Here is a 12,292-nt window from a genome sequence, read left to right as displayed (position 1 = left end):
GGCGCACGCTCCCGCCCGCCCGGGCGTACTCCTGCCTGGGCGTACTCCCGCCCGGGCGAACTCCCGGGCGGCGAAAACCGTTCGACGCCGGACAGGGCCTCGGCGATGATCGACGTCATGTTCCGGCACGCCTTCCCCCTCGCAGCATCCGCGGTCGCGGATGCCCCGAAGGCTGCCGTCGTCCTCTTCCCGGCAGCCGTCGGCGGCGCCCGAAGCTGACCCTCCCCGGATCGTCCGGCGGACCCCGCAGGGGGAGGGTCGGCCCGTCCTCCCCGGGGTCCCACCACCGCCACGAGGCTTCGAGGAACCGCCATGTCCAAGACGGCGTACGTCCGCACCAAACCGCATCTGAACATCGGCACCATGGGCCATGTCGACCACGGCAAGACCACCCTGACCGCCGCCATCACCAAGGTCCTGGCCGAGCGCGGCGCCAGCAGCACCACCCACTACGTGTCGTTCGACCGCATCGACCGCGCCCCCGAGGAGGTGGCGCGCGGCATCACCATCGACCTCGCGCACGTCGAGTACGAGACCGACACCCGGCACTACGCCCACGTCGACATGCCGGGCCACGCCGACTACGTGAAGAACATGGTCACCGGCGCCGCCCAGCTCGACGGGGCGATCCTGGTCGTCTCCGCGCTCGACGGGATCATGCCGCAGACCGCCGAACACGTGCTGCTCGCCCGGCAGGTGGGCGTCGACCACATCGTGGTCGCGCTCAACAAGGCCGACGCGGGCGACGAGGAGCTGACCGACCTGGTGGAACTGGAGGTGCGGGACCTGCTCACCGCGCACGGCTACGGCGGCGACGCCGTGCCCGTCGTACGGGTCTCCGGGCTGAAGGCCCTGGAGGGCGACCCGCGGTGGACGGCCTCCGTGGAGGCGCTGCTCGACGCCGTGGACACGTACGTGCCCCTGCCCGAGCGGTACCTGGACGCGCCGTTCCTGCTGTCGGTGGAGAACGTGCTCACCGTCACCGGCCGCGGCACGGTCGTCACCGGCGCCGTCGAACGCGGCACCGTCCGCGTCGGCGACCGGGTCGAGGTGCTCGGCGCGTCCGTCGAGACGGTCGTCACCGGTCTGGAGACCTTCGGCAAGCCGATGGAGGAGGCGCAGGCCGGGGACAACGTGGCGCTGCTGCTGCGCGGGGTCGCCCGCGCCGCGGTGCGCCGCGGCCACGTGGTCGCCGCGCCCGGCAGTGTCGTCCCGGCGCGGCGCTTCCGGGCTCGGGTGTACGTGCTGTCGGCGCGCGAGGGCGGACGGTCGACGCCGGTCGCCACCGGATACCGGCCGCAGTTCTACATCCGGACCGCGGACGTGGTCGGGGACGTGGACCTCGGCGCGGCCGCCGTGGCCCGGCCCGGGGACACGGTCACCATGACCGTGGAGCTGGGGCGGGAGGTGCCGCTGGAGACCGGGCTCGGTTTCGCGATCCGTGAGGGCGGGCGGACCGTGGGGGCGGGGACCGTGACCGCCGTCGGCTGAGCCGGTCCTTGACACAATGGGCGGGTGAACGAAGCCGTACCCGTCAGCCGTGTCACCGACCACGGCACCGCCAAGCTCATGCCCGACGTCGACCGGGAACGGGCCTGGCTGCTCACCGTCGACGGGGCCCCGCAGTCGTACGTCGACCTGGACGAGCCGGCGCACCTGGAGTTCGAGTACACGCGCCGGCTCGGCCACGTCCTGGACACGGTCGCCGAGCCGGGGCGCGCGCTGGACGTGCTGCACCTCGGCGGGGGCGCGCTCACCCTGCCCCGGTACCTGGCCGCGACCCGGCCCGGTTGCCGGCAGGACGTGGTGGAGGCCGACCGGGGGCTGCTGGAACTGGTCGCCGAGCACCTGCCGCTGCCGGACGGCTCGGACGTCACCGCGCACGCCGCGGACGCCCGGGCCTGGCTGGAGAGCGCCCCCGCCGACTCGGCCGACGTCCTGGTCGCCGACGTCTTCGGGGGCTCGCGGGTGCCCGCGCACCTGACCTCCGTCGGGTACGCCCGCCAGGCCGCACGGGTCCTGCGCCCCGACGGCGTGTACGTCGCCAACCTGGCCGACACCGCGCCGTTCGGCTTCCTGCGCGGCCAACTGGCGACGTTCGCCACGCTCTTCGAGGAGCTGGCGATCATCGCCGAACCGGGCGTGCTGCGCGGACGCCGCTTCGGCAACGTCGTCCTCGTCGCCGCGCACCGGCCCGTGGACACGGCGGAGCTGGCCCGGCGCACCGCCGCCGACGCCTTCCCGGCCAGGGTCGAGCACGGGCGTGCCCTGCGGGACTTCACCGGCGGCGCGCGGCCGGTGCGGGAGGAGGACGCCGTGCCGTCGCCCGTGCCTCCGTCGGGGGCGTTCGGGATCGGCTGAGCGCCGCCCCGCGCCCCCCACGACGCCGTGTGCCGCGTGCCTACGACTCGGTCGGCGGCTCCTCGGTGAGGCGGACGGTGCTCAGGATCTTCTGGATCGTCGCCTCCGGCACCTCCTCCTTGACGCCCTTGGCGCCGTACAGGTTCCAGGTGACGAAGTCGCCCGCGCCGTTCTTGAAGGCGAAGGTGATCGCCTTGCCCTCGGTGTCGCACTTGCCCTTCTGGGGCGTGCCCTCGGAGTGCGCCGTGATGACGCTGCCCTCGAGACCGGAGGCGGTCTTGTACGCCTTCGCCTTGCCGTACTTGACGCTCTTCTTGTCCGGCTGGGTGTAACCGCCGTAGATCCACCACGGGACCCGGGTCTCGGCCGCCATGGTCGCGTCCTTGGCGCCGTTCTCCCCGCGGGTGCCGGCGGTGGCGAGGGCGGTGCTCTCCTTGCGGCCGTCCTTGTTCTCGTCCGTCGTGCACCACTCGGACTTGAGGTACGCCGGGGCGGTGACGGTGGTGCGGTCGGTCTTGCCGTCCTCGTCCCACTCGAAACCGACGCTGGTGTCGGTGCTGTCCAGCTCCCAGTCCGCCGGCACGTCGAACATGGTGCCGAAGCGCGGGTTGGCGACGACCTGCCAGCCCTCGACGGTGGCCTCCAGCTCGCCGCCGCCGCGCGGGTTGTCCCCGGAGCCGGAAGCGCTCGGGTCGGCGGTCGGGGACTGCGACGTGCCCTCCGTCGCGGTCGCCGTCGGCTTCGGGTCCTTGCCGTCGTCGGCCTGGTCGTCCTTGTCACCGCCCAGCACCAGGAAGCCGGTGACTCCGGCGGCCACCACCACCGCGAGCGCCGCGACGATCGCGACCAGCTTCGTCCGGTTCCCGCCACCGCCGCCGCTGCCGCCGGAGGCCGGCATCGGGGTGGTGACGGGCTGCGGAGTGCTCCACTGCTGCTGCCCGTACGCCCCGGGCTGCTGCTGGTAGCCGGGCTGCTGGTACGGATTCGGCTGCTGGTACCCCGGCTGCTGGTACGGATTGTTCTGCGGGTTCTGCTCGCCCCCGGGCGGCTGCTGTCCTGGCCACATGAGCAGTCACCCTAATGCCGCCGAGGACACGATTCGGTCACTGCCCTTTGTCAGGGACGTACCGAACGGTGGAGAGGATCTTCCGGACGGTGCCGTCCGGCACCTCGTCGGCGACGTCCGCCGCACCGTAGAACGACCAGGAGGCCAGGTCGCCGTCGGCGGTCTCGAAGGCGAACGTCGTGGCCTTGCCGTCCACGTCGCACTTGTCCCGCTTCTCCACCCCGGACGACCGGGAGGTGGCGACACTGCCCGCGATGCCGGAGGACGTGGTGAAGGAGGACACCGGTCCCGTCGTCACCTTGTCGCGCGCCGGCTGGGCGAAGGCCCCGTAGACCCAGGCCGCCGCGTTCTTCCGGGCGATCTCCTCCGTACCGCGCGCCCCGTCCTCGCCCCGGGTGCCCGCACCGGCCAGGGGGACGTGGTCGAGCCGGCCGTCCCGGTCGCTGTCCGCCGCGCACCACTGCTCCTGGAGGACGGCCGGGGCCCTCATGGCCACCAGGGGCTTGTCGTCGGGGTCGTCGTTCTCCGCCACGTACGTCACCCAGGTGGGCGCCTTCGGCACCCAGGAGTCCGGCACGTCGAAGGCGATGCCGAGGTCGGGGTTGGTGACGACCCGCCAGCCCGCCACGGTCGGCCGCGGGCCCTCCGCGCCGTCCGCCGGGTCGTCGGCCTCGGACGCGGACGGAGCGGAAGCGGGGTCGGCCCGGTCGTCCCCGCCGCGCAGCAGGACCGTCCCGGTGACGGCCGCGACGGCCACGACCACCGCGGCGGCCACGACCGCCACCACCGTCGTACGGCTGCCGCCCCCGCGCCCGCCGGGCGGCGGTCCACCCGGGAACGCGGGGGAGTGCCCGGTGTCCGCGGGCGGCTGTTGTCCTGGCCACATGGCCGGCAAGCATACGGCGATCATGCCGGGTGCCTGGCCCTCGGATGCTACTCGTGGGTAACCTTCGGTCATGAGCGCAGACCAGATGTCGATAGGCGAGTTGCTCGCCGCCACGGTGCCGATGGTCAGGACCCTGAACCTCGCGTACCTGGAGACCACACCGGAGAAGGCCGTGCTGGCCCTCCCCGACCAGAGCGAGTACCGCAACCACGTCGGCGGACCGCACGCCGGAGCCATGTTCACGCTGGGCGAGTCGGCCAGTGGCGCGATCGTGCTGGCGGCCTTCGGCGACCAGCTCTCCCGGGCGGTGCCGCTGCCGGTCAACGCGGAGATCGCCTTCAAGAAGATCGCGCTCGGTCCGGTCACGGCCACGGCCACGCTCGGCCGCCCGATCGCCGACGTGGTGGCGGAACTGGACGCGGGCAGCCGTCCCGAATTCCCGGTCAGTGTCGCCATCCAGCGGGAGGACGGCGCCGTCACCGGTGAGATGACCGTCACCTGGACCCTGCGTCCCAACGGCTGACACGCGCTGAACAGGTAGGCTTCCCGGGTCGCCTCGATCGAGGCGACCCGGGAAGCGGCGGAGCCCACCCGGACCCAGCCGCGGGGACGCGAATCGGAGGGTGTGGCGTTGCACGTCCAGGAGTGGCTCGACACGGTGCCCGCGGTGGCGGTCTACGCCGTGGTGGGGCTCGTCATCGGTCTGGAGAGCCTGGGCATCCCGCTGCCGGGCGAGATCATCCTGGTCTCGGCGGCCCTGCTCTCCTCCCAGCACGGCGGCATCGACCCGCTCGTCCTGGGCGCCTGCGCCAGCGCCGGCGCGGTGATCGGCGACTCGATCGGGTACGCCATCGGCCGCAAGGGCGGCCGGCCGCTGCTCGCCTGGCTGGGGAGGAAGTTCCCCAGGCACTTCAGCGAGGGCCACATCGCCACCGCGGAACGGTCCTTCCAGAAGTGGGGCATGTGGGCCGTGTTCTTCGGCCGCTTCGTCGCGCTCCTGCGCATCTTCGCCGGACCGCTCGCCGGTGTGCTGCGGATGCCGTACTGGAAGTTCCTGATCGCCAACGTCCTCGGCGGCATCGTCTGGGCGGGCGGCACCACCGCGGTCATCTACTACGTCGGCGTCGTCGCCGAGTCGTGGCTGAAGCGCTTCTCCTGGCTGGGCCTGGTGCTGGCGGTGGCCATCGGCATCGCCTCGATGCTGGTCCTCAAGCGCAAGGCGAAGAAGGCCCAGCCCCTCCCCGCCGCCGAGTAGGAGCGCCCCCGGAGCGCGGCGAACGGCGCGCCCGGCCGGGCGCGCCCCCCGACCGGCCTCCTACAGACCGCCCCCCACCGCTCCCCGGTGCTCCTCGGCCAGCGCCGCGTACATCGTGCCGTTCAGCGTGACCCCCTGACGCTCCTCCTCCGTCAGCTCCCGCTTCACCTTCGCCGGCACCCCCGCCACCAGCGACCCCGGCGGCACCCGCATCCCCTGCGGCACCAGCGCCTGCGCGGCCACCAGCGACCCGGCGCCGATCACCGCGCCGTTCAGGACCGTGGCGCCCATGCCGATCAGGCAGTCGTCCTCGACGGTCGCCCCGTGCACCACGGCGTTGTGCCCGATGGACACCCGCTCCCCGACGGCGACGGGGAAGCCGGGGTCGGCGTGGAGCGTGCAGTTGTCCTGGACGTTGCTGTCCGCGCCGACGGTGATCCGCTCGACGTCGCCGCGCAGCACCGCCCCGTACCAGACGCTCGTCCCGGCGTGCAGCGTCACATCGCCGACGACCGAGGACGTCGGAGCCACGAACGCTCCCGCGTCCACCTTCGGTTCCCTGCCGCCGATGCCCGTGATCAGCGCCTGCCGCGTCATCTTCGCCTCCTGCTCGGGTGGTGCCCCGGTGATGTAGGGGCACCGTACGCCACCCGGTGGGGTGAAGATCACAGCGCTCCCGCCTCATGGCCGCAGGGCGCGCGGACTACCGTGAGCGGGTGCCGAAGCGCAAGAACTCGACCCCGTCCTGGCGGACCCGCCTCGCGCAGCGGGCCGTCCACGCGGGCTGGGCCTGGGTGCAGCGCACCGGCTCCGTCACCGCCGCCCACCCCGGACGCTTCCGCTTCGGCGCGCTGGGCACGGGCACCCGCCTCGCCTTCCCGCTGGGCACGGTCTTCGGCGAGCCCTGGATCCACGTCGGCGCCCACTGCATCATCGGCGAGCAGGTCACCCTCACCGCCGGGCTCATGCCCGACCTCGACCTCGGCCCCGAACCGATCCTGCGCATCGGCGACGGGGTCGTCCTCGGCCGCGGCAGCCACGTCATCGCCGACACCTCGGTCACCATCGGCAGCGACTGCTACTTCGGCCCCTATGTCTACGTCACCTCCACCAACCACTCCTACGACGACCCGCACCAGCCCATCGGCAAGCAGTGGCCGCGGATGGACCCGGTGGAGATCGGCCCCGGCTGCTGGATCGGCACCGGCGCGGTGATCCTGCCCGGCGCCCGCGTCGGACGGAACGTGGTGGTCGCCGCCGGTGCCGTGGTCCGGGGCACGGTCCCCGACCACGCCGTGGTGGCGGGCGCCCCCGCCCGCGTCGTGCGGCGCTGGACGCCCGACGAGGGCTGGCAGCCACCCCTGCGGACCCCGGCGCCGGTGCCGATACCCGACGGGATCACGCCCGGTCAGCTCCGGGCACTGTCGCAGCTGGACGACGAGGCGGTGGCCCGGCTCGCCGAGTTGGACGACCCCGCGGAGCCGGCGCGGAGACTGGCGGAACCGGCGGGCGAGAGCTGAGCGTTCGGGTGCCCGCCGTGGTCGCGGGCGCCCCGCAGTACAGTGCGGTGAACCTTCGGACGGCCGGCGGCGGTCCACGGCCCGCACCGCGTCGTCCGAACCAGTGAACCAACGCATGGACGGAACGTGGCGGACCTCGACCTGCTGACCCAGTCCCTGGCGCGCAACGTCAGGCGCTGGCGCACCGAGCGCGGCTTCACCCTGGACGCGCTCGCCGCGCGGGCCGGCGTCAGCCGCGGCATGCTCATCCAGATCGAGCAGGCCCGCACCAACCCCAGCCTCGGCACGGTGGTGAAGATCGGCGACGCCCTGGGCGTCAGCATCACCACCCTCCTCGACTGGGAACAGGGCCCCACCGTCCGCGTCGTCCCCGCCGAGCAGGCGGTACGGCTGTGGCACACGGACGCCGGCAGTTTCAGCCGGCTGCTCGCCGGGAGGGAGGCACCCGGCCCGCTGGAGATGTGGCAGTGGCGGCTGATGCCGGGCGAGAGCAGCCCGTCCGACCCGCACCCCACCGGCACGGTCGAGCTGGTGCACGTCACCGCCGGGGAGCTGACGCTCACCGTCGACGGCGTGGCGCACCGCGTCCCGGCGGGGGCCAGCGCGTCCTTCGAGTCCGACACCCCGCACACCTACGGCAACGAGGGCGAGGAGCCGATGGAGATGATCATGGCGGTCTCGGTGCCGCCCGTCCGCTGAGACGGCCGTTCACCGAGGCCCCCGCCGTTGTTAGCGTGCGGCCATGCACGCACCCATCGGGAACTTCGACAGCGCCAAGCCCGCCCCGGACGTCCTCGACGAACTGACCCGCCCGGTCGCCGACGCCGTGCGCCACTGGCACGGCAGCGTCCCGGCCGACCAGATCGTCTACGTCGACACCGCGCCGGAGTGGGCCGACACCGCCACCTTCGTCGAGCACTACGGCCCTGAGCTGCTCGAACAGTCCGCCAACTGCGTGGTGGTCACCGGCAAGCGGGGCGGCGGCACGACCCTGGCGGCCTGCGTGGTCCTCTCCACCACCCGGGTCGACGTCAACGGAGTCGTGCGCCGTCATCTGGGCGCCCGCAAGGCGTCGTTCGCCCCCATGGACACGGCGACCGGCGAGACCGGCATGGAGTACGGCGGCATCACCCCGGTCGGACTGCCCGCCGACTGGCCCGTACTGGTGGACTCCGCCGTCGTCGACCTGCCGTACGTCCTCGTCGGCAGCGGACGCCGGCGCGGCAAGCTGCTGGTGCCGGGCAAGGCCTTCGCGGAGCTGCCGGGGGCCGTGGTCCTCGACGGGCTGGGCGTCGCCTGACGCTCACCCGGTGGTGTGGTGGGCGAGCGGCAGGTGCGGGTCGGCCTCGCCGGGCGCCGGTGCCGGGTCGGCGTGGACCAGGGCCGCGGTGAGGCGGGGCACGGCGTGCAGCAGGGCGTGCTCGGCCTCGACGGCGATGCGGTGGGCCCGGCGGACCGTCACCTCGCCGTCCACCACCAGCGCCACCTCGGCGCGCAACCGGTGCCCGATCCAGCGCAGGCGCAGCTCACCCACCCCGCGCACGCCGGGGACCTGGACCAGTGCCCGCTCGGCACGGTCCACCAGATCCGGGTCGACGGCGTCCATCAGCCGCCGGAACACCTCGCGGGCCGCGTCGCGGAGCACCAGCGCGATCGCGGCGGTGATCGCCAGCCCGACGACCGGGTCCGCGTGCCGCCATCCCAGCGCCGCCCCGCCCGCGCCCAGCAGCACGGCCAGTGACGTGAAGCCGTCCGTGCGGGCGTGCAGCCCGTCGGCGACCAGCGCGGCGGAGCCGATCTCCCGGCCCACGCGGATGCGGTACCGGGCCACCCACTCGTTGCCGGCGAAACCGGCCAGGGCGGCCCCGGCCACCGCCGGGAGGTGCGCCACCGGACGGGGATCGAGCAGCCGCTCCACCGCCGTCCACCCCGCGAGGACCGCGGAGGCGGCGATGGCCAGGACGACGACGATGCCCGCCAGATCCTCCGCACGCCCGTAGCCGTAGGTGAACCGCCGGGTGGCCGCGCGCCGGCCCAGCACGAAGGCGACGCCCAGCGGTACGGCCGTCAGCGCGTCCGCCGCGTTGTGCACCGTGTCGCCCAGCAGCGCCACCGACCCGGAGACCACCACCACGACCGCCTGGACCGCCGCCGTCGCACCGAGCACCGCCAGCGACACCCACAGCGCGCGCAGCCCCAGCGCCGAGGACTCCAACGCCCGGTCCACCTTGCCGGCGCTCTCGTGGGAGTGCGGGGTGAGACGGTGCGCGAGACGGTGCCACCGGCGGGCGCCCGTCCCGTCGTGACGGCGGTGGGAAGAGCGGTGGTGATCGTGGTGGTGCCGGTGCGGGTCGCTCACGGGGTGCCCCTTCCGGTGTGCCGGTGCGGTGGGTGGACGCCGGACGCCCACGGAGCCATTATGTGCGTATGAGCGCACGCATGCACCTGTCACCTGCGGACGACGCGCACCCGCGCACGCCGGGCGAGGAGCAGTTGGCGCTCGCCGCCGAACTCCTCGCCCTCCTGGGGGACCGCACCCGCCTCGCCCTGCTGCACGCCCTGATGGACGGCGAGGCCGACGTCACCACCCTCACCGAGGAGTGCGGGGCGGCGCGGCCGGCGGTCAGTCAGCACCTGGCCCGGCTGCGGCTCGCCGGGCTCGTGAGCACCCGCAAGGAGGGCCGCAGGGTCGTGTACGCGCTGCGCGACGGGCACCTGCGCCGGCTGGTCGGCGAGGCGCTGAGCGTGGCCGACCACCGGCTGCGCGACCGGCCGCCGCACGACTGACCGGCGGACTCGAACGCGGTGTGCCGCTGCGCCCGCTCCAGCAGGAACCGGGCCGGGCCGCGCCGCTCCAGGCCCCGCACGGCCCGTTCCTCGATGACCTCGGCGCGCGGGCGCCCCTCGATGGAGGCACAGGTCCCCGTCTCCAGGACCAGGCAGTCGATCCCGGATGGCGGCGTGCGTGGCCCGCGGGGAGAGCCGGGAAAGGGCCGGCCGCCTCGGCGTCGGCCGAGGGGCGGGTCGGGCCCGGACGGGGGAGTGCCGGCGTCAGCCGAGGCGCGGGATCTCGATGGCGGGGCAGCGGTCCATCACCATCTCCAGGCCCGCCGCCCGCGTCCGCTCGTAGGCGTCCTCGTCGATCACGCCGAGCTGGAACCAGACCGCCGCGGCGCCCTTCGCGACCGCCTCGTCGGCCACCGCTCCGGCCAGCTCGCTGTTGACGAAGACGTCCACGACGTCCACCTCGAAGGGGATGTCCGCGAGGGAGGCGTAACCCTGCTCGCCGTGCACCGTCTCCGCCTTGGGGTGCACCGGCACGACGCGCTTGCCGAAGCGCCGCAGCACCTCGGCGACCCCGTACGCCGCGCGCTGCCGGTTGGACGACAGGCCGACCACGGCCCAGGTGTCGCCCAGCTCGGTGAGGATCTTGCGGACCGTTGCCTCGTCGCCGTACACCGGCGGCCTCCTCGTACTCCCGGACGGCCCGCGTGCCGGGCCTTCGCACCGATCAACGGACCGCACCGCCCCGGGATTCCCCAGTGCGAGGCCGGGACGGGTGAGCGCGCCCCGGTGCGACGCGCCCCCGCCCCGCCTACGCTCGCCCCGTGCTGCGCATCGCCGACGCCCGAACGGGCCGTACCGTCCCCGCCGCCCCCGCCCGACGCGGGCCGACCCGTGTCCTGGCCCACCCGCCGGGCCCCGGCACGACCGGTCTGCGCGTGCTCCTCGTCGCCGACCTGCTGGTGCGGGCCCTGGAACTCGACGGCACGCCCGCCTGGGCGCTGCGATCCGGCGCGGACGGGGGTCACCGCCTGCGCGAGGAGGCGGAAGCCCTCGGCATCCGGCCGTTCGAGGACGTCGGCTCCGCGGGTCCGCGCACCGGGCAGACGGTGCACGTCGTGGGGGAGGGCGCCACCGTGCCGGAGGGAACGGTGGTCGCGGTGGCCCCCGTGACCCCGTCCGCACCCGATCTCTCCCATCCGGACGCCCTGCGCCTCGCCCTGCTGGCACAGAGCCACCACGCGCGCGTACGGCTGGACGCGACCGCGCTGGGCGAGGCCCGCGACACCCTCGCCCGGTGGCGCCGCGCGGTCGCCGACTGGGCGAGGCGGCCCTCGCGCCCCGTCCCCGGCGCGGTGCGCGACCGGCTGCGGGCCGCCTGGGAGGACGACGTGGACGCCCCCGGGGTGTTGGGGGTGCTGCGCGCGGTGGAGACCGATCCGGACCTGTCCGACGGAGCCCGGTTCGAGACCTTCGCCCACGCCGACCGGTTCCTCGGCCTCCACCTCACCCGGGACATCGGGGCTCCGGACTGACCCTCCCGCCGGCATCCGCCGATCCGCCGAGACCGCTGAGCCTCGTCGAGGTCCGCCGATCCGCCGATCCGCCGATCCGCCGATCCGCCGATCCGCCGAGATCCGCCGAGACCCGTGGAGGCCCGCCGCCCCCCGGCCGCGACGACCGGGCCGAGGGGCGCGGCGGGTGAGCGCATAGGCTGGCCGCATGCAGGACGAGTACCGCACGGTCGCCCGCGCGGGTGTGCACGAGACCGAGATCAACCGCTCCCGTTTCCTGTGCGCCCTCGCCCCGGCCGCCACCGAGCGGGAGGCCCAGGAGTTCATCGCGGGCGTGCGCAAGGAGCACGCGGACGCCACCCACAACTGCTGGGCGTACGTCATCGGGGCCGACGCCGCCGTGCAGAAGGCCAGTGACGACGGCGAGCCCGGCGGCACCGCCGGCGTCCCCATGCTGCAGATGCTGCTGCGCCGGGACATGCGGTACGTCGTCGCCGTCGTCACCCGCTACTACGGCGGCGTCAAGCTCGGCGCGGGCGGGCTCATCCGCGCCTACGGCGGCGCGGTCGGCGAGGCCCTGGACGACCTCGGCACCCTCACCCGGCGACGGTTCCGCCTGGCCACCGTGACCGTCGACCACCAGCGGGCCGGAAAGCTCGAGAACGACCTGCGCACGACGGGACGGGCGGTCCGCGACGTCCGCTACGCCGAGGCCGTCACCATCGAGATCGGCCTCCCCGAGGCCGACGTCGACGCCTTCCGGGGCTGGCTCGCGGACGCCACCGCCGGCTCGGCCCGGTTCGAGCTGGGCGGGGAGGCGTACGCGGATGCCTGACCAAGCACGGGCGAAAGGCGCGTAACGGACACCGTGCGGACGCTGGTCCCGGGCGAAACGGGAGTAACCAC

At 74.2% G+C, this 12,292-nt stretch carries 15 protein-coding genes and 1 pseudogene; 10 read left to right on the top strand and 6 right to left on the bottom strand.

Going from position 1 to position 12,292, the window contains the following annotated elements; genetic code table 11:
* Nucleotides 1–312: 312 nt before the first annotated feature.
* The gene (gene tuf, locus ACFZP7_RS06150; RefSeq protein WP_385634039.1) at nucleotides 313–1,491 is read left to right on the top strand and encodes an elongation factor Tu; all 1,179 of its coding nucleotides are present in this window, start codon (nucleotides 313–315) and stop codon (nucleotides 1,489–1,491) included.
* A 24-nt stretch (nucleotides 1,492–1,515) separates the two neighbouring features.
* Complete coding sequence (locus ACFZP7_RS06145) at nucleotides 1,516–2,361, top strand: spermidine synthase (protein ID WP_019327579.1); 846 nt, start codon at nucleotides 1,516–1,518, stop codon at nucleotides 2,359–2,361.
* Between the two features lie 40 nt (nucleotides 2,362–2,401).
* Here the strand turns inward: ACFZP7_RS06145 and ACFZP7_RS06140 are convergent, their stop codons facing one another.
* Nucleotides 2,402–3,427, bottom strand: a complete 1,026-nt coding sequence (locus ACFZP7_RS06140; RefSeq protein ID WP_137960724.1) for a hypothetical protein — start codon at nucleotides 3,425–3,427, stop codon at nucleotides 2,402–2,404.
* 37 nt (nucleotides 3,428–3,464) lie between these two features.
* Complete coding sequence (locus tag ACFZP7_RS06135; protein ID WP_385634038.1) at nucleotides 3,465–4,313, bottom strand: hypothetical protein; 849 nt, start codon at nucleotides 4,311–4,313, stop codon at nucleotides 3,465–3,467.
* A gap of 85 nt (nucleotides 4,314–4,398) precedes the next feature.
* Between ACFZP7_RS06135 and ACFZP7_RS06130 the strand changes: the two genes are divergently transcribed.
* Both ACFZP7_RS06130 and ACFZP7_RS06125 read left to right on the top strand, forming a co-directional pair.
* The gene (locus ACFZP7_RS06130; protein WP_019327577.1) at nucleotides 4,399–4,836 is read left to right on the top strand and encodes a DUF4442 domain-containing protein; all 438 of its coding nucleotides are present in this window, start codon (nucleotides 4,399–4,401) and stop codon (nucleotides 4,834–4,836) included.
* Between the two features lie 108 nt (nucleotides 4,837–4,944).
* Nucleotides 4,945–5,568, top strand: a complete 624-nt coding sequence (locus tag ACFZP7_RS06125) for a DedA family protein (RefSeq protein WP_046249867.1) — start codon at nucleotides 4,945–4,947, stop codon at nucleotides 5,566–5,568.
* 60 nt (nucleotides 5,569–5,628) lie between these two features.
* Here ACFZP7_RS06125 and ACFZP7_RS06120 read toward each other — a convergent pair whose 3' ends face one another.
* Nucleotides 5,629–6,165, bottom strand: coding sequence for a gamma carbonic anhydrase family protein (locus ACFZP7_RS06120; protein WP_030976342.1), 537 nt, complete (start codon nucleotides 6,163–6,165; stop codon nucleotides 5,629–5,631).
* Nucleotides 6,166–6,284: 119 nt separating this feature from the next.
* On the opposite strand from ACFZP7_RS06120, the gene ACFZP7_RS06115 reads away from it, so the two are divergent.
* The 3 genes from ACFZP7_RS06115 to ACFZP7_RS06105 all read left to right on the top strand — a co-directional run bounded on the left by ACFZP7_RS06115 (nucleotide 6,285) and on the right by ACFZP7_RS06105 (nucleotide 8,388).
* Entirely contained in the window at nucleotides 6,285–7,088 is an 804-nt protein-coding gene (locus ACFZP7_RS06115) for an acyltransferase (protein WP_029393799.1), read from the top strand.
* 126 nt (nucleotides 7,089–7,214) lie between these two features.
* Nucleotides 7,215–7,787 (top strand): helix-turn-helix domain-containing protein, encoded by a 573-nt coding sequence (locus ACFZP7_RS06110; protein ID WP_019327573.1) that lies wholly within the window; start codon nucleotides 7,215–7,217, stop codon nucleotides 7,785–7,787.
* A gap of 43 nt (nucleotides 7,788–7,830) precedes the next feature.
* Nucleotides 7,831–8,388 (top strand): YbaK/EbsC family protein, encoded by a 558-nt coding sequence (locus ACFZP7_RS06105; RefSeq protein ID WP_385634037.1) that lies wholly within the window; start codon nucleotides 7,831–7,833, stop codon nucleotides 8,386–8,388.
* 3 nt (nucleotides 8,389–8,391) lie between these two features.
* Here ACFZP7_RS06105 and ACFZP7_RS06100 read toward each other — a convergent pair whose 3' ends face one another.
* Nucleotides 8,392–9,447 carry a cation diffusion facilitator family transporter gene (locus tag ACFZP7_RS06100; protein WP_385627826.1) on the bottom strand — a complete coding sequence of 352 codons (1,056 nt, stop codon included), beginning with the start codon at nucleotides 9,445–9,447 and terminating at the stop codon, nucleotides 8,392–8,394.
* 68 nt (nucleotides 9,448–9,515) lie between these two features.
* On the opposite strand from ACFZP7_RS06100, the gene ACFZP7_RS06095 reads away from it, so the two are divergent.
* Complete coding sequence (locus tag ACFZP7_RS06095) at nucleotides 9,516–9,875, top strand: metalloregulator ArsR/SmtB family transcription factor (RefSeq protein ID WP_019327570.1); 360 nt, start codon at nucleotides 9,516–9,518, stop codon at nucleotides 9,873–9,875.
* Nucleotides 9,876–9,883: 8 nt separating this feature from the next.
* On the opposite strand, the pseudogene ACFZP7_RS06090 reads toward ACFZP7_RS06095, so the two are convergent.
* Nucleotides 9,884–10,036 (bottom strand): annotated as a pseudogene (locus ACFZP7_RS06090) (4-hydroxybenzoate 3-monooxygenase); the annotation flags it as partial.
* Between the two features lie 103 nt (nucleotides 10,037–10,139).
* On the bottom strand, nucleotides 10,140–10,547 hold the full coding sequence (locus tag ACFZP7_RS06085) for a CoA-binding protein (RefSeq protein ID WP_019327569.1): 408 nt from the start codon (nucleotides 10,545–10,547) through the stop codon (nucleotides 10,140–10,142).
* Nucleotides 10,548–10,696: 149 nt separating this feature from the next.
* Here ACFZP7_RS06085 and ACFZP7_RS06080 point away from each other — a divergent pair, with 149 nt between their 5' ends.
* Together ACFZP7_RS06080 and ACFZP7_RS06075 are read left to right on the top strand one after the other, a co-directional pair.
* Entirely contained in the window at nucleotides 10,697–11,407 is a 711-nt protein-coding gene (locus ACFZP7_RS06080; protein WP_385634036.1) for a hypothetical protein, read from the top strand.
* Between the two features lie 187 nt (nucleotides 11,408–11,594).
* Entirely contained in the window at nucleotides 11,595–12,221 is a 627-nt protein-coding gene (locus ACFZP7_RS06075; RefSeq protein WP_030976350.1) for a YigZ family protein, read from the top strand.
* Nucleotides 12,222–12,292: the final 71 nt, after the last annotated feature.

It is taken from the genome of Streptomyces sp. SudanB5_2050, from assembly GCF_964272335.1.
In the GTDB taxonomy this organism is placed as follows: domain Bacteria; phylum Actinomycetota; class Actinomycetes; order Streptomycetales; family Streptomycetaceae; genus Streptomyces; species Streptomyces rochei.
Note: the sequence above shows the minus strand (reverse complement) of the source record. Positions and strands in the feature narration are given on the sequence as shown.

Bases quoted from the DNA above. Each gene is read 5' to 3' on its own strand.
- tuf (WP_385634039.1), top strand. From the start codon at position 313: ATGTCCAAGACGGCGTACGTCCGCACCAAACCGCATCTGAACATCGGC.
- ACFZP7_RS06140 (WP_137960724.1), bottom strand. From the start codon at position 3,427: ATGTGGCCAGGACAGCAGCCGCCCGGGGGCGAGCAGAACCCGCAGAAC.
- ACFZP7_RS06135 (WP_385634038.1), bottom strand. From the start codon at position 4,313: ATGTGGCCAGGACAACAGCCGCCCGCGGACACCGGGCACTCCCCCGCG.
- ACFZP7_RS06130 (WP_019327577.1), top strand. From the start codon at position 4,399: ATGTCGATAGGCGAGTTGCTCGCCGCCACGGTGCCGATGGTCAGGACC.
- ACFZP7_RS06120 (WP_030976342.1), bottom strand. From the start codon at position 6,165: ATGACGCGGCAGGCGCTGATCACGGGCATCGGCGGCAGGGAACCGAAG.
- ACFZP7_RS06105 (WP_385634037.1), top strand. From the start codon at position 7,831: ATGCACGCACCCATCGGGAACTTCGACAGCGCCAAGCCCGCCCCGGAC.
- ACFZP7_RS06095 (WP_019327570.1), top strand. From the start codon at position 9,516: ATGAGCGCACGCATGCACCTGTCACCTGCGGACGACGCGCACCCGCGC.
- ACFZP7_RS06075 (WP_030976350.1), top strand. From the start codon at position 11,595: ATGCAGGACGAGTACCGCACGGTCGCCCGCGCGGGTGTGCACGAGACC.